The sequence below is a fragment of the Micromonospora sp. NPDC005163 genome, from assembly GCF_053599835.1.
Genome location: NZ_JBSFYP010000050.1, coordinates 24,616 through 49,012, shown reverse-complemented (window position 1 = coordinate 49,012; position 24,397 = coordinate 24,616). Strand labels below are relative to the sequence as shown.

22 protein-coding genes and 2 pseudogenes are annotated in these 24,397 nt (G+C 70.1%); 6 read left to right on the top strand and 18 right to left on the bottom strand.

The window, feature by feature from the left end:
- Nucleotides 1–318 precede the first annotated feature (318 nt).
- Entirely contained in the window at nucleotides 319–1,077 is a 759-nt protein-coding gene (locus tag ACWD6N_RS27465; protein ID WP_354967762.1) for a transposase family protein, read from the top strand.
- Between the two features lie 312 nt (nucleotides 1,078–1,389).
- Nucleotides 1,390–2,226: an IS5 family transposase gene (locus ACWD6N_RS27460; RefSeq protein ID WP_354967763.1), complete on the top strand. Its 837-nt coding sequence runs from the start codon at nucleotides 1,390–1,392 to the stop codon at nucleotides 2,224–2,226.
- Nucleotides 2,227–2,266: 40 nt separating this feature from the next.
- Here ACWD6N_RS27460 and ACWD6N_RS27455 read toward each other — a convergent pair whose 3' ends face one another.
- From ACWD6N_RS27455 to ACWD6N_RS27415, 9 genes are all read right to left on the bottom strand, one after another.
- Complete coding sequence (locus ACWD6N_RS27455) at nucleotides 2,267–3,883, bottom strand: glycoside hydrolase family 13 protein (RefSeq protein ID WP_450005258.1); 1,617 nt, start codon at nucleotides 3,881–3,883, stop codon at nucleotides 2,267–2,269.
- Entirely contained in the window at nucleotides 3,880–5,910 is a 2,031-nt protein-coding gene (locus tag ACWD6N_RS27450) for a hypothetical protein (RefSeq protein ID WP_450005257.1), read from the bottom strand. The genes ACWD6N_RS27455 and ACWD6N_RS27450 overlap by 4 nt, the downstream gene beginning before the upstream one ends.
- Nucleotides 5,911–5,924: 14 nt before the next feature.
- Nucleotides 5,925–7,205: a Gfo/Idh/MocA family protein gene (locus ACWD6N_RS27445; protein WP_354967766.1), complete on the bottom strand. Its 1,281-nt coding sequence runs from the start codon at nucleotides 7,203–7,205 to the stop codon at nucleotides 5,925–5,927.
- A gap of 63 nt (nucleotides 7,206–7,268) precedes the next feature.
- Nucleotides 7,269–8,339, bottom strand: a complete 1,071-nt coding sequence (locus ACWD6N_RS27440) for a glycoside hydrolase family 130 protein (RefSeq protein ID WP_354967767.1) — start codon at nucleotides 8,337–8,339, stop codon at nucleotides 7,269–7,271.
- Between the two features lie 4 nt (nucleotides 8,340–8,343).
- Nucleotides 8,344–9,156, bottom strand: a complete 813-nt coding sequence (locus tag ACWD6N_RS27435) for a carbohydrate ABC transporter permease (protein ID WP_354967768.1) — start codon at nucleotides 9,154–9,156, stop codon at nucleotides 8,344–8,346.
- A gap of 103 nt (nucleotides 9,157–9,259) precedes the next feature.
- Nucleotides 9,260–10,186, bottom strand: coding sequence for a carbohydrate ABC transporter permease (locus ACWD6N_RS27430; RefSeq protein ID WP_354967769.1), 927 nt, complete (start codon nucleotides 10,184–10,186; stop codon nucleotides 9,260–9,262).
- Nucleotides 10,183–11,466, bottom strand: coding sequence for an extracellular solute-binding protein (locus ACWD6N_RS27425; RefSeq protein WP_354967770.1), 1,284 nt, complete (start codon nucleotides 11,464–11,466; stop codon nucleotides 10,183–10,185). The genes ACWD6N_RS27430 and ACWD6N_RS27425 overlap by 4 nt, the downstream gene beginning before the upstream one ends.
- A gap of 67 nt (nucleotides 11,467–11,533) precedes the next feature.
- Nucleotides 11,534–12,574 carry a LacI family DNA-binding transcriptional regulator gene (locus tag ACWD6N_RS27420; protein WP_354967771.1) on the bottom strand — a complete coding sequence of 347 codons (1,041 nt, stop codon included), beginning with the start codon at nucleotides 12,572–12,574 and terminating at the stop codon, nucleotides 11,534–11,536.
- A 356-nt stretch (nucleotides 12,575–12,930) separates the two neighbouring features.
- A complete protein-coding gene (locus ACWD6N_RS27415) occupies nucleotides 12,931–13,359 on the bottom strand; it encodes a transposase (RefSeq protein ID WP_387328803.1) in 429 nt (142 codons plus the stop codon).
- A 125-nt stretch (nucleotides 13,360–13,484) separates the two neighbouring features.
- Between ACWD6N_RS27415 and ACWD6N_RS27410 the strand changes: the two genes are divergently transcribed.
- Nucleotides 13,485–14,024 carry a transposase family protein gene (locus ACWD6N_RS27410; protein ID WP_354967772.1) on the top strand — a complete coding sequence of 180 codons (540 nt, stop codon included), beginning with the start codon at nucleotides 13,485–13,487 and terminating at the stop codon, nucleotides 14,022–14,024.
- A 33-nt stretch (nucleotides 14,025–14,057) separates the two neighbouring features.
- Nucleotides 14,058–14,357: pseudogene (locus ACWD6N_RS27405) on the top strand (hypothetical protein); the annotation flags it as partial.
- Between the two features lie 36 nt (nucleotides 14,358–14,393).
- Here the strand turns inward: ACWD6N_RS27405 and ACWD6N_RS27400 are convergent.
- Both ACWD6N_RS27400 and ACWD6N_RS27395 read right to left on the bottom strand, forming a co-directional pair.
- Nucleotides 14,394–15,155 (bottom strand): IS66 family transposase, encoded by a 762-nt coding sequence (locus tag ACWD6N_RS27400; protein WP_354967773.1) that lies wholly within the window; start codon nucleotides 15,153–15,155, stop codon nucleotides 14,394–14,396.
- Complete coding sequence (locus ACWD6N_RS27395; RefSeq protein WP_354967811.1) at nucleotides 15,152–15,484, bottom strand: DUF6444 domain-containing protein; 333 nt, start codon at nucleotides 15,482–15,484, stop codon at nucleotides 15,152–15,154. Before ACWD6N_RS27395 ends, ACWD6N_RS27400 begins: the two co-directional genes overlap by 4 nt.
- A gap of 263 nt (nucleotides 15,485–15,747) precedes the next feature.
- Between ACWD6N_RS27395 and ACWD6N_RS27390 the strand changes: the two genes are divergently transcribed.
- Entirely contained in the window at nucleotides 15,748–15,981 is a 234-nt protein-coding gene (locus ACWD6N_RS27390; protein WP_354967774.1) for a hypothetical protein, read from the top strand.
- Nucleotides 15,982–16,070: 89 nt separating this feature from the next.
- Here the strand turns inward: ACWD6N_RS27390 and ACWD6N_RS27385 are convergent.
- Nucleotides 16,071–16,187: pseudogene (locus ACWD6N_RS27385) on the bottom strand (IS701 family transposase); the annotation flags it as partial.
- A complete protein-coding gene (locus ACWD6N_RS27380; protein ID WP_354967775.1) occupies nucleotides 16,142–16,498 on the bottom strand; it encodes a Rossmann-fold NAD(P)-binding domain-containing protein in 357 nt (118 codons plus the stop codon). The gene ACWD6N_RS27380 and the pseudogene ACWD6N_RS27385, both read right to left, overlap by 46 nt.
- Before the next feature lie 62 nt (nucleotides 16,499–16,560).
- Here ACWD6N_RS27380 and ACWD6N_RS27375 point away from each other — a divergent pair, with 62 nt between their 5' ends.
- Nucleotides 16,561–18,414 (top strand): GH39 family glycosyl hydrolase, encoded by a 1,854-nt coding sequence (locus tag ACWD6N_RS27375; RefSeq protein ID WP_354967776.1) that lies wholly within the window; start codon nucleotides 16,561–16,563, stop codon nucleotides 18,412–18,414.
- Between the two features lie 207 nt (nucleotides 18,415–18,621).
- Here the strand turns inward: ACWD6N_RS27375 and ACWD6N_RS27370 are convergent, their stop codons facing one another.
- Genes ACWD6N_RS27370 through ACWD6N_RS27350 form a run of 5 tightly spaced genes read right to left on the bottom strand, consistent with a single transcriptional unit; the run spans nucleotide 18,622 to nucleotide 24,355 of the window.
- Nucleotides 18,622–20,163, bottom strand: a complete 1,542-nt coding sequence (locus ACWD6N_RS27370; RefSeq protein WP_354967777.1) for a glucoamylase family protein — start codon at nucleotides 20,161–20,163, stop codon at nucleotides 18,622–18,624.
- 27 nt (nucleotides 20,164–20,190) lie between these two features.
- Entirely contained in the window at nucleotides 20,191–21,039 is an 849-nt protein-coding gene (locus ACWD6N_RS27365) for a carbohydrate ABC transporter permease (RefSeq protein ID WP_354967778.1), read from the bottom strand.
- A 2-nt stretch (nucleotides 21,040–21,041) separates the two neighbouring features.
- Complete coding sequence (locus tag ACWD6N_RS27360; protein ID WP_450005256.1) at nucleotides 21,042–22,010, bottom strand: carbohydrate ABC transporter permease; 969 nt, start codon at nucleotides 22,008–22,010, stop codon at nucleotides 21,042–21,044.
- Between the two features lies 1 nt (nucleotide 22,011).
- The gene (locus tag ACWD6N_RS27355; protein ID WP_354967780.1) at nucleotides 22,012–23,280 is read right to left on the bottom strand and encodes a sugar ABC transporter substrate-binding protein; all 1,269 of its coding nucleotides are present in this window, start codon (nucleotides 23,278–23,280) and stop codon (nucleotides 22,012–22,014) included.
- A gap of 43 nt (nucleotides 23,281–23,323) precedes the next feature.
- On the bottom strand, nucleotides 23,324–24,355 hold the full coding sequence (locus ACWD6N_RS27350) for a LacI family DNA-binding transcriptional regulator (protein ID WP_354967781.1): 1,032 nt from the start codon (nucleotides 24,353–24,355) through the stop codon (nucleotides 23,324–23,326).
- Nucleotides 24,356–24,397: the final 42 nt, after the last annotated feature.

Genomic DNA, 24,397 nt, shown 5'->3' with positions numbered 1-24,397 from the left:
GGCGATTCACGGCCAGATCTACGTCAGACGGAATCTGGTACGTGAAGCGAGACGAAACAGGCGTCGACTGGCCCGTCAGGGCGGAGTCGTATCACTGAGGTGATCTCAGCAAGGATCCGGGCGCGGTTCGGCATGACACGGGCATAGCGTCCATAGCGGACAGCGTGGGATAAGGACGTGGAGCCATCGGTAGACAGGTTCTTGCGACGGAATCAGTCTCCGAGAGGGCTCCACGTGATCACCTATTCTGCCAGGCTTGACGTGCCCAGGGAACTCGTGCGACACGTGGCGCGTCTGCTTCGCGCTGAGCGTCGGACGGTGGGAACCCGACCGCGATCCCGGGCGCTGACGTGCTTCTACCAGGCGCTTCTGGTGCTGGTGTGGTTCCGCAAGGGCGAGGACAAGACCACCCTCGGGGCCGGGTTCGGCGTGTCGAGGGCAACCGCTTACCGGTACGTCGCCGAGGCCGTACGCGTCCTGGCGGCGCAGACACCCACCCTGCACGACGCCCTGCAACGGGTAGCCGCCGACGGCTGGTCGCACGTGATCCTCGACGGGAAACTCTTCGACACCGACCGGCTGGCCGAGACGACCACCAGCGTGAAAGGCGAAACGATCGACGCTTGGTACTCCGGGAAACACCGCGACTTCGGTGCGAACATCCAAGCCATCATGCGCCCGGACGGGCTACCGATCTGGACCTCGCAGGCGATGCCCGGACACCTGCACGACCTGACCTGCGCCCAACAGTTGGACCTCACCGGCGCGCTCTACTGGGCCGCTTCGGCGCTGGATCTGCCGACCCTGGCCGACTCCGGCTACGAAGGCGCTGGCCAGGGCATCCACACCCCGTACAAGCAGCCCGCCGACGGCCGCCGCCTCGCCGCAGACAACCGCACCCACAACGCGATCCTTCGATCCATGCGGTGCCTCGGAGAACGCGGCTTCGCGATCCTCACCGGCCGATGGCGGACCCTACGCCACACCACCGCCAGCCCACGGCAGATCGGCGACATCGTCCGCGCTGCTCTCCACCTCATCCACTTCGAATACCGATACCTACCGGATTCTTGTTGAGATCACGTCACTATCCAAACCGCAAAGCGGCAGAATAGGGCACGCCGCAAACAGGTTATAGCGGGACACCGGTTCATCGAATGCCTTCTGACTGGGCGTTTTAATCTTGTCTGCGTGGGATCAGCAGCATTCGGCCCGCCGGCTGCCGGGCCAGTAGAGCCGACGACTCACGGCTATCGGCACCATTTGCCTGACTGATGTCGCAACGATATGCCAGCTTCGTTCCACGGAACGTGTCTGGTTCAGAAAAGTCCTCGTGTGGTCGGACCGCGGGTGCGATCCACTACCGCTCGTCCACAGTAGAACCACGGCATGGTTGAGCGACCTACCTACCCCTGCGACCTGTCCGACGCCCGCTGGGCGCTGATCGCACCACGCCTGAATGCCTGGCGTCAGGCCCGTACCCAGGCCGGCGTCGGCGGACGCGCTGCCACCCACAACTTGCGGGAGATTTTCAACGCGATCCTGTACGTCAACCGCACGGGCATCGCCCGGCGCTATCTGCCCCACGATCTCCCGCCCTGGCAGACCGTCTACGGCTACTTCACCGCTTGGACTAACGACGGCATCTTCGTCCAGCTCAACTACCAGCTCACCGGACTGACCCGCACCAAGGCCGGACGTGCCGTGCACCCGTCGGCCTGCATCATCGACAGCCAGAGTGTGAAAACCTCCACCAACGCACCCCTGCCCACCCAGGGCATCGACGCCGGCAAGAAGATCGTCGGACGCAAGCGGGGCATCATCACCGACACCCTCGGCCTACTCCTCGCCGTCGTCGTCACCGCTGCCAGCGCCAGCGACAACACCATCGGCATCAACCTGCTCGACCAGGCCAAAGCCATCCACCCTGCCTTGGCCAAGACCTGGGTCGACGCGGGCTTCAAGAACAAGGTCATCGAACACGGCGCCGCCCTCGGCATCGACGTCGAAGTCGTCACCAGGGACCCACAGATCAAAGGATTCTCCGTGGTCAAACGCCGATGGGTCGTCGAACGCACCCTCGGCTGGATCATGCAACACCGACGCCTCGCCCGCGACTACGAAGCCCTACCCGACAACTCAGCCAGCATGATCCGCATCGCGATGATCGACAACCTCACCAAACGCATCACCGACGAAACCACCCCAACCTGGCGAGACACCTGAAGGCAGCATCACTCGCAAAATACGTGAATCAGACGCCCTCTCAGGCCGGGATGAACCAGACCGCGGCGTCCGGCGGCAGCAGGAGCGCCCCGCCCGCCGGTTCGGCCGGTACGCTCGCCAGCAGCACCCGGCCGACACCGGTCAGCGGCACCGCCCCGCCGCCGGTGTTGACCGCGCAGCCAAACCCGTCGCCGCGACGGAACGCCACCACGTCCGGTCCGGCGTCCCACCAAGTCAGCTCAGCGGCCCCGATGTTCTCCCCCACCTTCCGGCGCAACCGAATCGCCGCCCGGTAGAGCGCCAGCGTGGAGGCCGGGTCGGCCGTCTGCCGCTGCACGCTCCAGGCTCCCCAGCCGTCGGGCTGCGGCAGCCAGGGCGGGTCGGCGCCGTCTGGCGAGAAGGCGTACGTCTCGCCGTCCGCCGTCCACGGAATCGGTACCCGCGAGCCGTCCCGCCCGCGCACGGTCCGCCCGGAGCGTTCCCAGATCGGGTCGCGGAGCGCCTCGTCGGGGAGGTCCACCTGGGGCAGCCCCAGTTCCTCCCCCTGGTAGACGTACGCCGCGCCGGGCAGCGCCAGCATCAACAGGGCGGCGGCCCGGGCCCGGGCCGCCCGCGGGCCCCCACCTCCCGAACCGTAGCGGGTGACGGTCCGGGTCGCGTCGTGGCTGTTAAGCACCCAGGCCGGCCGGGCGCCGACCCGGCGGTACGCCTCGAGCGTCCGCCCGATGGTGTCCCGCAGCGCGGGGGCGAACCAGTCGCACTCCAGCAACTCGAAGGTGAACGCCTGATGCAGCTCGTCGGGGCGGACGTACCGGGCCTGCCGGTCGGCGTCGAAGAGGCACACCTCCCCGATCAGCGCCCGCTCCCCCGGCACCGCGTCGACCATGGTTCGCCACTGCCGGTACAGCCCGTGCACGCCCGGCTGGTCGAAGAAGGGCATCAGGTGGTTACGCCGGAACTCGATGTGCTGTCCGGCGCCGGCGTCGACCATGTCGGGGTGCTTGAACAGAGCGTGCGCCATGTCGATGCACAGCCCGTCCACACCCCGGTCCAGCCAACACCGGACGATCTTCCGGAACTCCGCCCGCAACTGCGGGTTGTCCCAGTTCAGGTCGGGCTGTTCGGGGCTGAACAGGTGCAGGTACCACTCGTCGGGCCAGCCGTCCGGGCTCGGCACCCGCCGCCAGGCGCTCCCGCCGAACGCCGAACGCCAGTCGTTGGGTGGCCGGTCCGGGTCGTGGTCATCGACCGGACGGAAGACGTACCGGCGACGGGCAGGGCTGCCCGGCGGTGCGGCGAGCGCCTCGCGGAACCAAGGGTGCCGGTCCGAGGTGTGGTTGGGCACCAGGTCGCAGACGACCCGCAGGCCGAGCCGATGCGCGTCGGCGACGAGCGCGTCGAAATCGGCGAGGGTGCCGAAGGCCGGGTCGACACCGCGATAGTCGGCGACGTCGTACCCGCCATCGGCCATCGGTGACGGATAGAACGGGGTCAGCCAGACGGCGTCCACGCCGAGGGAGACCAGGTACGGCAGGCGGGCGGTCACCCCGGGCAGGTCGCCGACTCCGTCGCCGTCGGAGTCGGCGAAACTGCGCACGTACACCTGGTAGCAGACCCCGCCGCGCCACCACAGCTCCCCCGGCGCGGACCCGGTCATTGGCGGACCAGGGTGAAGCCGCCAGGCAGCACGGTGACCCGCAGCGTGGCGGCGGCGCCGGTGCCCCGCGAGCGGAGCACGCCCGCCGCGTCGTACACCTCGACGGTGGCCGGTCCGGTGGCGGTGATCTCCGCCGTCCGGGCGGTCCGGGCAGCACTGCGCAGCAGCGTCGTGCGCCGTTCGCCGCCGGCCAGGGTGAGCCGGGAGACCAGCGGCTCCAGCACGACCGCGTCGACGGTCGCCGGCTCCCCGGCCGCCGCCTCGACGGTCAGGTCCGTGGCGTGGGCGGCGAGTTCGCGGGGCAGGGTGACCGGGAGCAGGGCGCCCGGGGCCGGGGAGTTGCCCTGGGCGCCGATCCGGGCGTGGTCGACCTCGCCGAGCGGTCCGGCGTCGCTGCGCCAGACCGTCCGGGCGGGTACGCCGGAACGCAGGTCCACCACGGGCAGCACCAGCCGGGGCTGGTCGGCCGGCGGGAGCTGCCAGCGCAGCCCGGCCCCGGCGGGCAGGTCGACGTACGCCCCACTGATCAGCGATTCGTCGGTCCAAGCGGACGGTGGGGTGACCACGGTCGCCCCACCCGATCGGGCGGCATCCTCGGCTTCCAGGGTCACCGCGCCGACCCGTTCGACGACCTCGGTGCGGCGGGCGAGGGCGGTCAGCTCGGGACGGGCGTCCAGGGCCAGCATGCTGAGCAGCGTGTGGATGGTGGACTCGGCGCCGGAGTTCCGGTTGACCTGCCCGTCGCCGTTGATGCCGTCGATGGCCCGGCCGGTGTCCGGGTCGTAGCCGGGCGTCCCGGCCGGGTTCGCGCCGAAGTACCAGGCGGCGGTGACGGCGGCGAGCTGCGCGAACCCGGAACGTCCGCTGGCATCGGCGACGGCGAGCAGCGACTGCACCCGGGAGTCGACGCCGTAGGCGATCTGGGTCCGGTCGGTGCGGGTGGGCAGCCGGCCGTTGTCCGGGCCGCCGGAGGTGAGCAGCCAGGGGGTGAAGACGGCCGAGTCGGTGACGGCCGGGCCGAGCAGGGTCCGGTCGCCGAGTGCCTGCGCGGCCCGGGCGAGCGCGGCCGGCATCTGGGCGCCCCATCCGTGCCAGACCGAGCGCGAAAGCGCCCAGGGACGGATCGCACCGAATGGCCATTCCCGCACGTCGCCGTCGGCGAGGGCGGCGATGCCCCGGGCGAGTTGGCGCAGCGCCCGGCGGGCGGTGGTGCCGCCGCCGGCCTCGACGTAGGCGCCGAGACCGAGCACCGCCTCGGCGGTGGCGTCCGCGCCGTCCACGATCAGCCAGGCCGGGGTACGTTCCCCGTCGATGATCTGCCACCGGTTGTAGCGGACGAGCACCTGGCGCTGCACGGCGGCGATCGCCAGGTCGAGGCGGTTCCGCAGGAAGTCGGCGAAGTCCGGGTCGGTGGCGCGGAACGCGGCGTACCCCTCGCCGAGCGCCCAGATCGTCCGGGCCAGCCAGTACGACGCGTCGCTGTCGGACGGGTCCGGCAGTTCCTTCGGCTCGGCGCTCGGGTTGAGCGTGCCGTCTGGCTGCATCCAGAGCACCACGTTGCCGGCGTGCGGACCGTCCGCGGTCTGCAGATAGGTCAGGCCGCGCAGGAGCTGGTACGCACCGTCGCGGCTGGTGGTGGCCCCGGTCTGCCGCCAGTGCCGCAGGTAGACCACCGCGGCCCGGGAGATGTCGTCGGCGTTGTAGGCGCCCTGCCCCCAGGTGTCGGTTTCCGGGTCGTATGCTCCGCCGCCGACCCGGCGGAACTCGCCGTCCGGCCCGGGTTCGGCGTACGTCCAGAGCACCCCGATTCGCGGGGTGTCGGCGAGCCGGTAGGTGGTGTGCCCGTGCTGGTCCGGCGGCGTGACGTCCTGCCGCAGGAAGTCCAGGTGGGCGAGGTTGGTGAGCGGACGGCCCCGCGCCACCGTGCTCCGCGGGGCGGCGGCGGGGGCGGCGGCTCCGGCCGGGGCAGGAGCCAGCAGCGGGGTGGTGAGCGCGAGGCTGCCCAGCAGCAGCGATCGACGTTTCACGGGGGTCTCCTCGGTCAGGACGGGTGAGTGGTGGGGGCAGCCGTCGGGCGTCCCGACGGCTGCTGTCCGAGGTGGACGGTGCGTTCCTCGCAGGCGGAGCGGCGGGCCGCGGCGGCGACGGTCACCGCCGTCACGCCCTCGGTGACTCCGGCGACGGGCCGGTCGCCGGTACGGACGCAGCGCACCAGGTCGTACATGACGGCCCGCACGCTCTCGGCGTAGACGTACGGTTTGGCGGCCTCGCCGCCGAGGTCGACGGTGATCCGGCAGCGATGCGGCAGCCGGCGCTCGTGGCCCCGATCCCGGGTGTGTGCCGGGCCGGCGTGCCGGTGCACCGCCACCTCGACGGCGGCCCGGTCACCCAACCTGTGGCCGTCGACGGCCAGCAGTTCCGCGACCCGGGCCGGCAGGCTTCCGACCAGCGCGGCTCCGGCGTCGTCGGTCCAGAGGTCGACGGTGGCGTGCACCGGGATCCAGCCGGTCACCCGGGCCTCGGCGGTGCCGAAGTCGATCCGCATCAGTTGCCGCTCACACCGGTGGGCGTGGCTGAAGCCATGCGCGAACGTCGCCACCGCGCCGTCCGGGTACCGGGTGGTGGCGACCGCCAGGTCGACCAGGTCGCTGCCGGGGCGGTGGCCGAGCATGCCCTGCACCGACTCGGGGGTCGAGCCGACCAGGGCGTCGGCCGCGTCGAAGAAGTGCACGCCGTGCTCGACGAAGATCCCGCCGCTGACCCGCTCGTCCCAGAACCAGTGCTCCGAGCCGAGATCCTCGTCGCTGGCGTCGTTCTCGAAGGCAAGCCGCCGGAGCGGACTGAGCAGCGGGCCGGGCGGCGGGCCGGGCGGGGAACCGGGCGGCGTGCCGAACCTTGGGTCACGCAGCCGGGCCAGCGCCCGTAGCACGGGGTTGTAGCGCAGCACGTGGTCGACCACCAGGACGCGGCCGGTGGCGGCGATCGCGTTCCGGATGGCGATGGCGTCGTCCTCGCCGGTGGCGAGGGGTTTCTCGGCGAAGACATGCCGGCCGGCGCGCAGCGCCGCGAGGATGATCTGCGCGTGGCCGGCCGGCGGGGTGGCGACCACCACGACGTCCACGTCGTCGGCGGCGACAAGCGTCTGCCAGTCCGGCACCGCCCGGGCGGCCAGCGTCCCGGCCAGCCGCCCGGCCCGGTCGGTGTCCGGGTCGGCGACCACGGTCACCGTCACGTCCGGCAGGTCGCGCAGGGCGCCGGAGAGGAAGGTGGCGAAGCCGCCGGCCCCGACGACGCCGAGGCGCAGCGCGGCCGGGCCGGTCACCGGGCCCACCCCGGTGCGGCAGCCGGCCCGGTAACGATGACCGGTCGGGCCGGACCGCCCGACTTACCGGACACGGTCCAGCCGGGCAACGCCGATTTTGGCGTCTGCCATCCCGTAGAAGACGTACCGGAGCCCGTCGACCTCCTCGATCGCGGTCGGGAAGACCACGTTCGGCACGGTGCCGGAGCGCTCGTCCTCCGTTTCGGGCACCAGGATCGGCTCGGCGGTACGGGCAAGCACCCGGCCCGGGTCGGCCGGGTCGAGCAGCATCGCCCCGGCCGCGTACTCGACCTTCTGAGTGCTGGGGTCGAAGGTGTCGGGGATGTGGCCGGTCACCCCGTGGTGGATGAGCAGCCAGCCCTCCTCCACCCGGATCGGCGGCGGGCCGGCGCCGATCTTCAACTCCTCGTACGGGAACTCGGACAGGGCGACGCAGCGGTGGTCGCGGAGCCGGACCAGGGCGGTGATGTCGGAGTGCACCTCCTCGGCGGGGACGTAGGAGATCCAGATGCCGGGCCGCTCGTCGGTGATTCCGGCGGGCAGGTGCACCCCCTCACCGGGGCGGAACCAGCCCAGGTCCCACATTGGACGGTGCAGCATCGCGTAGCAGGGCCGGCCGTCCGGGCCGGGTACCGGCTCGGGGAAGAAGACCGCGTCCTTGTTCGGGAAGAGGTTCAGGTCGGTGTCCAGGCCCGGCTGGTAGGCGAACTGCATCGGACCGAGGCGGCGCCAGGTGCGCAGGTCGGTGGAGACGGCCAGGGCCAAGCGCGGCCCGAGTGGCCCGTAGGCGACGTACGTCATCAGGTGCATACCGAGGCTCGGCACCCAGGTGGCGCGCGGATCCTCTACCCCGGCGTTGTTCAGCCCGCGCTCCCACCTCTCGTCGGGGGCGAGGACGACGCCGCGGCGGATCACCCCGGCCGGTACCCCGTCGTGGAACTCGACCTCGGCGAGCCCGACCCGGGAGACGTTCCCCTCGGCGACCAGCCGGGGCAGCAGGTGGAGCTTCCCGTCCGGGGTACGCCCGCTGGCCGGGTTGAGCACCCCCTCGACCTCCAGCGGCTCCGCCGCCTCGGGCGCCATGACCACGCCGAGTCGGGTGAGGGTGTACGGGACGACGGTGGAGACAGTCAACGGTTCAACCCTTTACGCCAGATCCGATGTTGCTGGAAGTGAAGTGCTTCTGAAAGGCGACGAACAGCGCGACGGCTGGTGCGGCCAGGACGCAGGCGCCGGCGAGAATCGCGCCGTACGGGTTGGCGGCCCGCGCGGCGACGTTGCTCAGGTAGTTGGCGAGCGAGACCGCCAGCGGCTGCATGTCGGTCTGCTTCGTGATCAAAAACGGCCAGAGGAACTCGTTCCACGGGCCGATGAAGGTCAGCAGCACCACTGTGAGCAGTGCCGGGCGGACCAGCGGCAGCGCGACCGACCAGAGGATGCGCAGTTCGCCCGCGCCGTCCATCCGGGCGGCGGCGAAGAGGTCGGCCGGCAGTTGCAGGAAGAACTGCCGGAAGACGAAGACCGCCGTGGTGTTGATCGCATACGGCAGGATCATCCCGAGGTAGGAGTCGGCCAGCCCGTAGCCGCGCACGATCAGCACGTAGAGCGGGATCAGCAGGAGCTGGAACGGCACCACCTGGACCAGCAGGACCAGCGCGAAGAGGGTGCCCCGGCCCCGGAAGCTGAGTTGCGCCAGCGCGTAGCCGGCGAGTACGCCGAAGACGACCGTGCCGAGGATGACCCCGCCGGTGAAGATCCCGGAGTTGGCAAGGGACCGGAGCAGGTCGATCTCGGCGTTGATCTCCCGGTAGTTGTCCAGGGTGAGGCCGCCGGTAGGGAAAGCCCCGGCCGGGGAGGTGTCCGGTTCGGCCTGCAACGACCCGATGAACATGTAGTAGAACGGGAAGATGAAGGCGAGCGCGAAGGCGACCAGGGCCGTAGTGCGCAGCACCCGTCGGAGGGTGCCGGGGCGACGGCGTGCCACGGACGCGGACGCGACTCCGGGTGCGGGTGTGGGTGCGGGTGTGGGTGTGCCGAGGGTGCTGGTCGACATGTCAGGGCCTCTCCAGCAGTCGACGGTTGATCATCGATACGGTGACGACGCCAACGACGAGCAGCACACCGATCGCCGCCGCAACGTCCGGGGCGCCCTGCTCGATGCCGCGCTGGTACATCAGCAGCACCGGGGAGGTGGAGGCGCCGTTCGGGCCGCCGCCTCCGGTGAGCAAGTAGGGCTCGGTGAAGAGGTTCGCGCCGGTGATGGTCGCCAGGATCACCACCAGGGTGGTGGCGGGGCGGACCGCCGGTACCGTCACCGAGCGGAACCGCTGCCAGGCAGTCGCCCCGTCCACCGCCGCCGACTCGTACAGCTCCTTCGGGACGGTCTGCAACGCGGCGAGGTAGAGCAGGATGAAGAAGCCGAGCTGCTTCCAGGCCACGAAGACCGCGATGAGCGGCATCGCGAGCGTCTCGTTGACCAGCCAGGACGGGTCCGGGGCGAGCGGGCCGAGGACCCTGTTGACCAGGCCGTCCGAGCTGAACAGGAAGAGCCAGACCCCGACCACGGCGACGCTGGCGGTCACGTACGGCACGTAGTAGGCGACCCGCAGGAAGGTGCGCCCCCGGATGGACCGGTTGAGCGCCACGGCGAGCGTGAGCGCCAGCACGGCGGTGAGCGGCACGTTGATCAGCAGGAAGACCAGAATGTTGCCGAACGCCTGCCGGACCCCCGGGTCGCCGATCACGGCCCGGTAGTTCTCCAGCCCAACGAAGGGACGCTCGACCTGGGCTCCCGGCGCGGCGAAGAAGTAGTCGTGGAAGCTCATCCAAACGGCGAACCCGAGCGGGTACGCGAAAACCAGCACGATGAACGCGGCGTAGGGCGCGGTCAGGGCCAGCCCGACCGGGTGACGGCCGAGCAGGGCCGTCACCGGTCGGCGGCCGGGGTGCTGGTGCGTACCCCGGGTGAGGCGGGCGCTCATCGCTGGCCGGCTAGCCCGTCGACCTTCTGCGCGGCGTCGCCGAACGCGTCGGCCACCGGCCGCTTGCCGAAGATCACCGACTCGGAGTACGCATCCCGGAACGTCTGCCAAATGGTGATGGAGTTCGGCACGTTCGGTACCTCGACGGTGCGCCCGGCCTGGTCGGCGAAGTCGCGGTAGGCGGGCTTCTGGGTAAAGAAGTCCGCGTAGGTGGCGGTCAGGTCGGTCCGCAGCGGCATCTGGCCGGTCGCCTTCAGCAGCGCGCCGTCCTGCTCCTGGCTGGTAGCGAACTTCAGCACCTCCCAGGCGGTGCCCCGCTTCTGGCAGGAGGAGTACATGGCGGCGTTTTTGGCGTCGCTGAAGGTCTTCGTCTCGGCGGCGGGCTTGCCGGCGGAGGTCGGGACCGGCTTCAGACCCCACTTGATCTTGTTGCCGTAGACGGCGATCGCCCACGGGCCGACGATCGCCATGGCGGCCTTGCCCTCACCGAAGGAGTCACCGTTGTACTGCTCCTTCGGGGCCAGTCCTTCGGCGTAGAGGGTCTTCCAGAAGTCGGCGACCCGCTGCCCCTCGGCCGAGTTGAGTTGCGCCTTGCCGTCCTCGACGAGCTGCTTGCCGCCGGTCTCGGCGACGAACAGCGGGTAGAAGTCGAACCAGGACTGGAAGAACTGGCTGGTCGGCGAGGGGTAGATGGCCGCCTGCGCGGCGCCGGAGGACTTGATCTTCCGACTCGTGTCGAGGAACTCCGCGTACGTGCCGAGCGGCGGGTTCTCCGAATCGACACCGGCCTTCTGCATGATCGCCTTGTTGTAGACGATCATGACCGGGTTGGCCTTCCAGGGCATCTGGTAGTACTTGCCGTCCGGCGACTTGTACTGCTCGGCGACCGAACCGGACCGCTGTTCGATGTAGCCCTTGGCGCCCTCGAAGTCGTCCAACGCGACCAGCCCGCCCTGCTTCTGGAACTGCGGCACCGCGGCCGGCGCGGTGTTGAAGATCAGGCAGGGGGCGTTCCCGGCCGTGATCGCGGCGCCGATGACCTCCTCCGAGGACTTGCCGGCCGGGATCTCCTGGGCGGTAATCTTCTGGTCGGCGTGCTGGCTGTTCCACGCCTCGACCATCGCCGTGCCCCAGGCCAACTCCTCCTTGTTGTTGGAGAGCCAGATGGTGATCGGCCCCTTGGCCGAGGAGTCGGCCTTGGCGTCGGAGCCGCCGTCACTGCAGGCTGCGGTGAGGCCGAGGGAGAGCACGAGCAACGCGGCGGGGACGGTCCGTTTCATGATGGGTCTCCGATCTCGACTGCCGTGACGATCGACCGGCCGGGCCGGCGCGACGCCGGCCGGCCGGTCACGGCGGTGGGGGTGGTGGGGGTGGTGCGGCGGTGGAGGCGCGAACGACGAGCTGCGCGGGGGGCATCTCGACATCCGCGCCGCCGTCGCCGTCGATGAGGTTGAGCAGGGTACGGGCGGCGGCGCCGCCCCACCCGGACGGATCCGTCCGGACGCTGGTCAGCGCCGGGCTGATGTGGGCGGCCAATTCGGTGTCGTCGAAGCCGGTGACCGAGAGCCGGCCCGGGACGTCCAGGCCACGCTCCCGGGCCACAGCCATGCCGGCCATCGCCGTCACGTCGTTGGCGTAGATAATCGCGGTCGGCGGCTCGGCCAGGTCGAGCAGTCGGTGGGTGGCTGCGGCCCCACCGGCCGCCGAGAAGTCGGAGGGCACGCACGGCCCGGGCGACAACCCGGCGGCCCGCAGCGCGTTCTCCCAGGCCTCCCGCCGCGCCCTCCCGTGCAGGAAGTGGTCCGGGCCGGCGACGTGCGCGACGTGCCGGTGCCCCAACTCCACCAGATGGCGTACAGCGGCGGTGATCCCCCGCCGATCGTCGACGAGCACCGCCGGGAACGGGCTGGCAACGTCGGGACGGCCGAGGGTGACGGCAGGCAGCCGCAGCTCCTCCAGCAGGGCGATCCGGGGATCGGCGATCCGCAGGTCGAGGAGGAAGACCCCGTCCACCCGCCCATCGGCGGCCAGACGCCGGTAGCCCGCCTCCTCCGCCCGCTGGCTGGGGACGACCTGGAGGACCAGCGCCTGGTTCCGCTCGACCAGGACTCGTTCCACGCCGGCGATGAAGGCGGGGAAGAACGGGTCGGCGCCGAGCAACTCCGGCGGGCGCGCCAGGACCAGGCCGACGGCGAACGCCCGCGAGGTGGACAGGGCCCGGGCACGGTGGCTCGGGGTCCAACCCAGCGCCTTCGCCGTCGCCAGGATGCGCTGGCGGGTCTCCTCGGCCACCCCGGGCCGGCCGTTGAGGGCGAAGGAAACCGCTCCCTTGGAGACCCCGGCGGCACGGGCGACGTCGGTAATTGTCGGCCGGTCTCGGCTGACCAACTCGGCCTCCTTCCCGTACCCGCCAGAGCGCGGAGCACCACTGTCGCTAAACCGGTTTGGGGAATGCTAGACCGGTTTAGCAGACGGATCAATAGGTCGTTCCGATCACAATCAGTGACCATGCCGTGCTGATCATGAGAGAAGATCACCGGTAGACCCGGCCGAGGGCCGGCCGCCGCGCGACCCAGACGCGTCGACCGGCGGCTGGCAACTGAGCCCTTCGACGCGCGAGGACGACCACTGTGTCCGACTACAACGAGATAGACGCCTTCGGTGTGAACTCTCGGCAAGCCGGTCGGAATCGGGTGTCGTCCGAGGTCATCCGGCTTGCGGAGGGTCGTCTCGGCCTGGCGCGGCTAGTGTGCCGCGCCGGAAATTCGCCTACAAAATCGCGCGAGTGATTCGAGGATCTCTTCGGCGGTCTTGGTCCAGATGAACGGTCGGGGGTTGCTGTTCCAGTCGGCGATCCAGGATCGGATGTCAGCTCCAAGGGCCTGGACGCTTTTGTGGGTTCCGCGGCGGACTTTCTGGTCGGTAAGGAAGCCGAACCAGCGTTCGACCTGGTTGATCCATGATGAGCCGGTCGGGGTGAAGCGCATGTGGAACCGCGGGTGTTTCGCCAGCCAGGCACGTACTGCCGGCGTTTTGTGGGTGCCGTAGTTGTCGCAGATCAGGTGCACGTCGAGCTCGGCCGGGACGCTCTTGTCGATGGTGATCAGGAATTTCTTGAACTCGGTCGCCCGGTGCTGACGGTGCAGCTCGCTGATGACTGAGCCGTCGGCCACGGCCCCGGCGTTGTGCCGACTTGCGGTGGTCTGTTCACGTTTTGGGGGTGGAGTTGTGGGACGAGCGCGACTTCTGATGATCTTTCGGGTGCCTACGCCAGAAGATCGTTTCAGGAGCCGCGCTCGTGTCCTCATCTTCCCCGATCAGCCCTGCTGTTGACCACCTCGCGGATCTGGCCCTCTGGGAGGCCGAACTTGCCACGGACCCGTTGTCGGTGCCGTCATCGCTGCTCAACCGTCTAGGGCAGGTACCCAACCCGCGCCGGCTGCGGGGTCTTCGCCACCGGCTCGTGGTGATCCTGGTCCTGACCGCGTGCGCAACCTTGGTGGTGGGCAACGACTCCGTGGCGGCGATCCGGCAGTGGGCGGCGGGTACCCCGCAAGATGTCCTGCACCGGATCGGGGCCCGGTTCGACCCGCTGCTCGGCCGGTACACCGTGCCCAGCGAACGGACCTTCCGCCGGGTCCTGGCCGGTCTGGACGGTGACGCCCTCGATACGGCGACCTGCGGATACGCCGCGGACGTCGTGCGAGGCGATGCGCCCGTCCCGGTCATCGCGGCCACCGCGGGACCCCTCGAACGGGAGCAGCGCCGGGCCGAGCAGCGGGCGGTGACCCACCCGCGGCCGGCCGGGCTGCTGCCCGCCGCCGCGGTCGACGGGTAACTCCTGCGCGGGACCCGCACCCCGACCGGGCAGGTGTTCCTGGTCGCGTCGATCACCCACCACGGCGGCGTGATCCTGGGCCAACGCCAGGTCCCGGACAAACGCGGCGAGAACACGGTGGTCGCCGACCTGCTGGCACCCCTCGATGTGGCCGGGATGATGCTGACCTTGGACACACTGCACACGACGAAGAAGACCGCCCGCCTGATCACCGAGGTCCTCGACGCCCACTACCTTCTGGTCTTGAAGGGGAATCAGCCCCTCGCCTACCAGGCCGCCCAGGCGCTGCTACGCGGTACCGACACCGAGTTCGCCGACCACACGCACGTCGACGACGACCGCGGACACGGTCGCACCGAACGCCGGACCCTACGCACCGCACCGGCCGATGACAGCCTGTTCCCCGGCGCCCGCGGTGGCGTTCGCGGCGAGGACGACGGCGGATCGCAGCCGGTGGGTGTGTTCGGTGGTGGCGGCCGCGTCGAGGGCCGTGCCGGTGGTGGCGGCGGTGTCGGCCAGTGTTTTCAACTCCAGCAGGGCGGTGATTGCCTGCTGGGCGTATGCGGCGATGAGGGTGTCGGCGTTGTCCACGACGTAGACCAGTTCGCGCAGGACGTGGGCGTTGCACAGGGCGTGCGTGGCTTGGGTGTAGGTGTCGTAGGGCGCCCACGCGTCATGCACGGCGATCCCGGTGAACACGGGCAGGATCCCGGCGTCGTTCATCGCCGCGGTCCCCCGTTTCGGGTGCGCGGTGTACAGGACATCGGTGGGGGTGGACGCGGAGTGCAACCAGCCCAGCCCACCGGCGGTGCGCCACCCGGTCTCGTCGAAATGCGCCACCGGCGCCGCGGTGATCCGGTCGCGGATCACCGGTAGGACCGTGTCGATGACGCCCAGGGCGGCGCGTTTCACCCAGCACGCCACGGTGCCCGCGCTGACCGGCGCGGCGAACACCTCGGCCAGGGTCTGCGCGGTGCGCCCGATCGACAGGAACTGCCCGTGCAGCAGGTACACCCCCAGGGCGGCGATCCGCGGCCCGTACGCCACCGGCGCGCTCGCCTGCGCAGGTACGCCGGCCTGGGTGTGGTGCCCACACGGGCAAGCCACGGTGATGATCTCGTGCTGGGTCACGACCAGTCTCGGCTCGGAATGCCGAACACCTGCCGGATCAGTACTCCCACCTGCGTCGCGTCGTCACCCAGACCGGCACCGCAGCTGGCACACGCCGCCGGGACATGCCGCACCGTGACGTCCGGCACGGCGACGCGCTCCAAGGTCGACCCGGGCTGCCCCGGCGGGCGTCCCGGTCCCCGACCGGTCTTCTTCCGCAGCGACTTCGGCGCGGGCTTGACCAGGCCATCCGACGAGGGTGGCTTCGACGAGTTCCTCGACGACATACCCAGCCGGGCCTCCAACTCGGCGATCCGGCCGAGGGCCTGCTCCAACCGGGCCACCAACACCGCGTTCAAACGCCAGCAACTCGTCATACGACGGCGGCTGCGGCGACTCGGCGAACACGATCCGCCAACCTACCAGCCTCCACCATGGACACCTCTGGCGGCCAACGACCTATCCGGTCACCCGGATTCTTGTTGAGATCACGTCACTGCTGGACCGGCGTGCGAATGTCGTCGAGCTTACGGTCTCGGGGCCGAACGGAAGGATCGAGGGCCTCAATCTGCGGCTCTATGAGCCCCAGCCGGGGCGCTGGAGCCTGACCTTCGTGAACCTCCGCGATGGACTGCTCACCCCGTCCGTGCATGGCGGGTTCCACGACGGTGTGGGCGAGTTCTACGGCGACGACCAGCTCGGGGGACGCGCGATCAGGGCGCGTTTCCTCATCTTCCGGCAGGGGCCGGACAAGGCGAGGTCCGAACAGGCCTTCTCAGACGACGGCGGGAAGACATGGGAGACGAACTGGATCGCCGCGGACAATCGAATTGCCAACGCCAGGTGAGCATTTTTTTCTATAACCTCGGCGGCTGGTCCTCGCCGAGGTCCGCGACGACATGCGCGACTTGAAGCTCGTGCGAGTCATCACCATGGCGTGCCCTTCTTCAGATCGCCGGTTTCATCGACCACCAGCACCGCGTTCGGGCCACCGAACCGGTCGGCGATCAGCTGCCGCAGGTCGTCGCGGACGACGTCGGCGTCCCACACCGCCCGGTATCAGGCCGACGAGGAACTCGGTGAAGAGGCCGGCGCGCGATGGGGTACGGGAGGCCGGAGGCGCGGAGCAGCCGCTCGGTGTGGCCGTTGGTGTACGCGTAGCAGAACGGGGAGGTCACATCCGCGTCGAGGCCGCTGAGCAGCACCACGTGCCCGACCCCGGTCCGCGTGGCCGCGTCGAGGACGTTGTGGTGGTGGACGAACACCCGCGCGGCCTCGCCGTCGCTGGACACGAACACCAGCGTGTCGTTCAGGGCGGCATGCAGCGCCGCGGGGTCGTCCGGCGGCGGGTAGCGGGATCGCACGACGGACGGTAACCGGTTACATTCGTCGAACCGGTTCAATCAAGACCGCCAGGAGGTACCCGGTGACGAACACCAGCGGACCCCAGCCGTCCGACGCCCGGACCGATTGGGAAGCCCGCATCGCCCGCCGCAGCGACGAAGGCGACACGGCCGCGCTACCCGACCTACCACCACCGGCCCGCCTCACCGCCACCCCCGGCCGCGGACACGTCCGCCTCTCCTGGCATCCCGTCGACGGCACGGTCGGCTACCTGGTGCATCGTGCAACGCTGGATGGCGATCGGGTGTCCGGCCCGTTCACCCCGCTGGACCACCTCGGCGGCGACGTGCTCTCCGTTCCCGACACCTGGTACGTCGACACCACCGGCACGCCGGGCGAGCGGTATGCGTATGCGGTGGCTGCCGTACCCGAGGTGACCGTGACCAGCGCGCTGAGCGACCCGGTCACGGCGGCCGCCCTGCCCGGCGCCGGCGAACCAGGCACCGTCACGCTGCGCCTCGACGCGGACGCCCCGGGCACCACCCTGCACCGTCCCTGGCAGCCGATGATCGGCAGCGAGCGGCTGTCCCAACTGCTCTGCCGGGACCACTCAGGCGGCCGGGAGATCGGCATCGAACTGCTGGCCGCGCTCCGCCGGGTACGCGAGGAGATCGGCGTGACCGCCGTGCGGGCGCACGCGATCCTGCACGACGACCTCGGCGTCTACCGCGAGGTCGACGGCGAGCCGGTGTACGACTTCAGCCGCGTGGACCAGATTTACGATCTACTCCTGGGCGTCGGAATGACGCCGGTGGTGGAGATCGGGTTCATGCCCCGCGATCTGGCCAGCGATCCGGACCGCACCGTCTTCAACTATCGCGGCATCATTTCCCCGCCGCGCGACTGGGACCGGTGGTCGGGGCTCGTTCGGGCGCTGGTGACCCACCTGCTGGACCGGTACGGCGAGCAGGTGCTCGGTTGGGACTTCGAGGTGTGGAACGAGGCCAACCTGGAGGTCTTCTGGAGCGGCAGCCACGAAGAATGGATGCGGCTGTACGACGTGACCGCCCGCGCGGTCAAGGACGTCGACCCGCGGATCCCGGTCGGTGGGCCCTCGTCGGCGGCCGCTGGCTGGGTGGACGCGCTGCTGGAGCATGCCGTACGGTCCGGCGCACCGGTGGACTTCGTCTCCACCCACACGTACGGCAGCCCGCCGCTGGACCTGCGGCCCACTCTGGCCCGCCTCGGCTTCCCCGACGCGCGGATCCTGTGGACCGAGTGGGGCGTCACCCCCACCCACTTCCACCCGATCAGCGACGGTACCTCGGCCGCCACGTTCCTGCTCACCGGCATGCGGTCGGCCGCAGGCAGGGTCGAGGCGCTGTCCTACTGGGTGGCCAGCGATCACTTCGAGGAACTCGGCCGGCCGCCGAGGCTGCTGCACGGCGGGTTCGGCCTGCTCACTGTCGGCGGTATCGCCAAGCCGCGCTACCACGCGCTGCGGATGCTCGCGCAACTCGGCGAGACCGAACTGCCGGTACGGGCCGCCGGCGACGGCGCGGACGGTCTGGTGCAGAGCTGGGCCAGCCGGCGCGGCGACGGCAGCCTGGCGATCCTGGTCTGGGTGTCCACCCTCGACCAGGGCAAGCGGGACGGAGACCCGGCGCTGGCCCGGCGGATCCGGTTGGTCATCGACGGCGCGGCCGGACGGCCCGCCCTGGTTTCCCGGCTCGACCGGGAGCACGGTGACATCACCACCCTCGCCGACCGGTTGGGCGTCGCCGAGTGGCCGACCGATGAGCAGTGGGCCGCGCTGCGCGCCGCCGACCAGGTCGCGGCGGAGAAGGTGCAGCCCTCCACAGACGCTGGAGCGGCGGTGATCGAGCTGGACCTGCCGCAGCCCGGCGCGGTGCTGGTGGAGGTCCCCGGGGCCTGATCCCTGCCCACCCCGGTGCGTCGTCGGCCGGGGTATCGGGCAGCCAGGTCCGCGGACCGGCCGGCCTCGGCTCGGCTCCCGCGGTGCCGACCACTCGAAGGATCGTGCTCGATTGCGGAAGTAGCGCCCTACGGCGCGTGGCCGTGGGCCCTACTTCGCTGCACCGCGACGGGTTGGGCAGGTCGACCGTTACCTTTTCCGGCGCCGTCAGGCGGCCCCACGCAGCTGTGGAAGGCTCTGGTTGGCCGGCACGTTGAAGGTCTCCTGTGCGATCAGTGGACGGATCCGGCGTTCGAACTGTGGCGAGACGAACGCGCGGCGCAGGAGGTCGTTGGCGAGCTCGTTGCCGAGCGCACCCATGATCATGGCTTGATCGAGCGAGAGGTAGCGCTTGGCCACGGTGCCGCTGCCGACCGCGATCGCGTCGTAGAAGCCGCCGGGACCGTACGAGTCGAAGTTGGCCCTGAGGCGGGCGAGGTTGTCGACGACCGCTGCCTTGGCGTACGGGAGGGCGAGGAACGCCGCGTGCGGGGTCACCACGCCGTCGCCGTAGTCGGGGTCCGGGCCGGCTGGGCGGCAGTCACCGAACCCGGCGTCGTACTTCGAGCGCTCCATGTCGGACGGGTAGCCGTCGGTGTCCATGCCTATCGCGTCGACGCCCCAGGCCTGGTAACCGCCGGCCGGGTCGCTCGCCGGGGAAAAGCCCCAGTATCCGTACCCGGCGTCGTTCATCCCGTGCTCAATCTGGCCGGCGACCGTCGCGGGATGGTTGCGGCCCCAGCTGTTGGGGGCCCACTGCGCTTCGGGCACGAACAGGTCCGGCATCAGGGCCTCGAACATGTCGCCACCCCAGCTGGGTACGAACTGGATGCCGCGGTACCGGTACGCGCCCTCGTACACCGGCACGCCCTCGTAGGTGGTGTCGAAGCCGACCGGCTGCATCTCGTGCCAGCTCCAGTCGCAGGTGGCCGGCAGGGTGCGCATCGTGTTGTAGTAGGCCTTCGGTGGGATCTGGCCCATCGCGATGCCGAGGTACGTCGCGATGCGGGGCTCGGTGACGGTGATGTCGTAGTGGTTGCAGGTGAACCAGACGCCGTCGCGCTGCTGCGAGCACCCGGGGGGCGGCGCGTCCCAGAAGCCGCCGGCGATCAGGCCGCTGGCCCCGAACGGCGTCGACGCCGCCGGGTTGTAGTAGAAGCCGAAGTTCATCTTTCGCAGGATCGCGTCGGCCTTGCCGCGCAGCTCCGGCACGGCGCCCTTGACCACGTTGAGCGCGGCCGCCAGCCAGCCGTTGTCCACGCTCGACATAAAGGGATAGACCGGGTCGCCGTTGTCGGGCCATACCGTGACGACCGAGCCGTCTCGCGGGTCGTACCAGTTGTAGTACATGCCCGACGCGGTGTGATGCTTGAGCCGGGCGAGCGTGTCGAGGGTCCTGGCGATCCGCTGGCGGGCTTCGGCCCGCGAGATGATGCCGAGCCTACTGGCGACCACCGCAGACCACAGGTAGCCGCCGATGTTGGTGGGGGACGTGTAGGTGGCGCGGCCGCCGGCGGCAAGGTCGCCGGTGATGTTGTCGGCGACCAGGCCGGTGCCGGGGTCGGTCATGGCGGCCATCGACCGCCAGGTGTCCGTGGCGTAGCGGAGCAGTGCCCGGTCGGGGCCGCGCTCGCCGGGTGCCGCGACGGCGGCCGGGCCGCCTGCCAGCACGAGTGCCAGCGCGAGCAGCGGTGCGAGAAGGCGTCGCATGGGTCTCCTTGTCTGGTTCGGGGATGGTCACTTGATTCCGGTGGTCGCGATGCCGCGCAGGAAGTGCCGCTGGAGGAACAGGAACACGATGAGCACCGGGAGCACCACGACGACCGCGCCGGCGAGGAGCAGCCCGTAGTTGCGTTCGTTCTCGCCGACGCTGTAGAGCGCGAGGGCGACCGGCAACGTGTACTTGTCCTCCGTGGTGGCGACCACGAGGGGCCACAGGAAGTTGTTCCAGGACGCGAGGAACGTGAGGATCCCGAGGGTGGCCAGTGCCGGCCGGCACAGCGGAAGCACCACCCGCCAGAAGATCCGGAACTCGCCGGCGCCGTCGACCCTGGCGGCCTCGATGAGCTCGTCGGGGATCGACTGGAGGAACTGCCGCATGAGGAACACGCCGAACGGTCCGACGAGGAACGGCAGGATCAGGCCGGCGTACGTGTTGGTCAGGCCCATGTTGCTGACCAGCACGAACTGCGGGACGAAGGTGACCATGCCGGGCACCATGAGCATGCCGAGCACGGCCAGGAAGAGCGCCCGCTTGCCGGGGTACCGCAGCTTGGCCAATGCGTACCCGACGAGCGAGCAGAACAGCAGGTTGCCGACCATGACCAGCGTCGCGACCAGTGCGGAGTTGAAGAAGTAGAGCGGAAAGTCGAGCCGGGAGAACAGCCCACGGAAGTTGTCGAGCGTGACCGTCTCGGGCCACCAGGTCGGCGGCACGTCGCGGATCTCCCGCTCCGGCTTGAGCGATGACAATGCCATCCAGAGGAACGGTCCGGCCACGGCGAGTAGCCCGAGGAGCAGGACGGCGTAGAGCGCGGCCTTCGCAACCCGATCGCGGGTACGCAGGGTGGTGTCCTTCGTGGCCATCGTCAGTTCCTCTTCCTCTCCCCCAGCAGGCGGAACTGCACGACCGACAGCGCCACGATCGCCAGAAAGAGCACGTAGCTGGCGGCGGCCGCGTAGCCGTAGTTGCCGAAGCCGAACTGGTTGTAGATGTGGAACGACACCGACAGCGTCGAGGAGAGCGGGCCGCCCTGCGTCATGACGAGCGGCTCCTCGAAGAACTGGAGATAGCCGATGCCGGTGATCACCCCGGCGAAGAGCAGCGTCGGCCGGAGCATCGGCACGGTGACGTTGCGGAACTGCTGCCACCGCGTCGCGCCGTCGAGCGTCGCCGCCTCGTAGAGGTCGGCCGGCACCGCCTGGAGTCCGGCCAGGAAGATCACCATCAGGAAACCGAAGTTGCGCCAGGCCGCCATGACGATCAGCGACGGCAGCGCGAGCGTGGTGTCGTACAGCCAGTTCGGCCCGTCGACCCCGACCAGGCGCAGCAGGTTGTTGACCAGCCCGATCTCGGGATCGAGCAGGAAGCGCCAGACCACCGCGATCGCCACGATGCTGGTCACGACCGGCAGGTAGAAGCCGACCCGGAACAGCGCGCGGAAGCGTACGAGCCCGGAGTTGAGCGCGGTCGCGGCGGCCAGGGCCAGCACCATCGTCAGCGGCACGCCGATGACGACGAAGACCAGGGTGTTGACCGACGAGCGCAGGAACAGTTGATCAGAGAACAGGCGGGTGTAGTTGTCGATGCCGACGACGTTGACGGCCAGCGGGTGGCGCAGGTCGGTGGAGCGCAGGTCGGTGAAGCTCATGAGCAGCGAGACCACCACCGGCAGTGCCATGAACACGAGGAACAACACGGTGAAGGGCGCAGAGAAGGCCCAGCCGGTCAGCGCCCGCTGCAGGCGCTGCCGCCGCCGGACCGACCCGGCGGGCCGGTCGGGGCTCGTCGCCCCGGCCGGTCGCGCCGGTGCCGTCGCCGCGGGGGCGGCGGCCATGTCAGCTCCCGGTCCCGATGGCGCTCGCTCTCTCCTGGATCGCCTTGGCGGTCGCGGCCGGGTCCGCATTCTGCTTGCACAGCTTCTCGGCCTCAAGGTCGAAGGCAGCCGCGATCTGCTCCCAGGTCGTGATCGCCGGCGGCGCCTTGGCGCTCTTGAGCTGCTGGCCGAACGTGGTCAGGAACGTGTCGCCGGACAGCGTCGGGTCGTTCCAGGCCGACTGCACCGCGGGCAGGTCCTTGACCGCCTGGTACCACCTGACCTGCACCTCGGGCCGGCTCAGCCACTGCACGAACTTCCAGCCGCCGTCGCGGTTCTTGGCATCCTTGAAGACCGCGAGATTGCTGCCGCCGATGAACGAGGTCGACGACTTCTTCGTCGGCATCTGCGCGACCGCGTACTTGTCCTTGAAGCCGGCGCCGCCCTGCTCCTCGACGATGCCCATGTGCCATGGGCCGGAGATGAAGGAGCCGATCTCACCCTTGACGAAGCCGGGCTCGAGCGAGCCGTCCGGCAGCGCGGTCGGGGACAGGCCCTCCTTGAAGAAGGACTGGTAGTAGGCGAGCGCCTCGGTCATCTCCGAGGTGTCGAAGCTCAGCTTGTCGGCGCTGGCCACGTCCGCGCCGTTGGACCAGGCGAACGGCAGGACCGACTGCCAGCTGCCGGTCTTGCCGGGCTGGAGGTTGAGGCCCCACTTGGCGCCGGCCTTCTCCTTCATGCCCTTGGCCATGGCCTTGAGGTCGTCCCACGACTTCGGGCCGTCGGGAAACCCGGCCTTGGTGGCCAGGTCCTTGCGGTAGTAGATCAGCCGGGTCTCGACGTACCAGGGGACGCCGTACGAGGTGTTGTCGACGATCGTGGTGTCCCAGGCGCCGGGGAAGAAGTCGTCTTTCTTGATGAGGTCCGGCGGGGCCGGGTCGAGCGCACCGGTCTTGGCGAACTCGCCCTGCCAGGTGGTACCGATCATCGACACGTCCGGCGTCTGCTTCGCGGCGATGGCGCTCGCGATCTTCTGGTGCGCCGCGTCCCAGGGCACCGCCGTCACGGAGACCTTGGCGTCGGGGTTCTCGGTGGAGAACTCCTTCGCGAACTCGGCGAGCTTCTCGCCTTCGGTGCCCATCGCCCAGACGGTGATGTCCCCGCTCGCCTTTCCCGCGCCGACGGACTTCGCCTCGTCCTGGCCGCCGCCCGAGTCACGGCCACAACCGGCCAGCGCGACCGACGCGGCCAGGACGACCGCGGCCGCGGCGGTTAACCGCCTACTTCTCATCTCGTACCTCCGGAGGTTGGTGGTTTCGATGGGTGTGAGCTACTCACCTGCCGGTACCTCCGGTCGGAGGCGCCGAGCAGCCGCAACTGCCGCGCAGGACGAGTTCGGTGGGCAGCACGAGACTGCCCGCAGGAGTGTCGCCGGGCTTGTCGGCGGCACGCAGGATCAGCCGGGCCGCCTCGGCGGTGAGCTCGCGTACGGGTTGCCGGACGGTGGTCAGGGACGGGGTGACGAGGGCGGCGGCCGGCACGTCGTCGAAGCCGGTGATGACCAGGTCCTGCGGCACCCGCAGGCCCCGGCCGAGCGCACCGACCAGCACGCCGAGGGCGATCTCGTCGTTGGCGCAGACCACCCCGGCGGGCCGGGGTGCGTCGCCGCCCAGCAACTGGTCGGCGGCGAGCAACCCGTCGGCCTGCTGCATGCTGACCGCGACCGGCTCGTTGGGCGGCTCGATGCCGAGGTCGTGGTGCGCCCGCCGGAAGGCGGCCCAGCGTTCGTTGACGTCGGGCGAGCCGGCCGGGTTGCCGACGAAGGTCAGCTCGCGCAGGTCGTGGTCGGCGAGCAGGTGACGGGTGAGCGCCAGCATGCTGCCGGCGTTGTCGGCGCGTATCGAGGGGATGTCGCCGGGCCCCTCGCCGGCGACCACCACCACGGGGACCATCCCGGCGAGCCGGAGCAGCGCCCCGTCGGCGATCGTGCCACCCATGACGGCGACGCCGTCCACCCGGCGGCCCATCTCCAGCACCTGGTCGTCGGAGTCGGAGCGCAGGTGCGTGCAGAGGATGTGCACGCTGGCCCGCGACCCCACCGCCTCGGACTCGAAGCCCTGGATCAGCTCGGTGAAGTAGGGGCCGGACAGACCGGGGAAGACCAGACCGAGGGCGCCGTGCCGGCCGGCGGCCAGGGCTCGGCCGAGGTGGTCGGGGCGGTATCCGTGCTTCTCGATCGCCTCTAGCACCCGTCGCCGCATCTCCTCCGAGACCTGGCCGGTGCCGTTGGAGACGCGCGAGACGGTCGCCACGGAGACGCCGGCGAGCCTGGCGATCTCGCGAACCGTCATACGGCTGTTGCCCATCGCTCCCTCAATCCGTAACCGGCCTCACAGAAACCGGTTTCA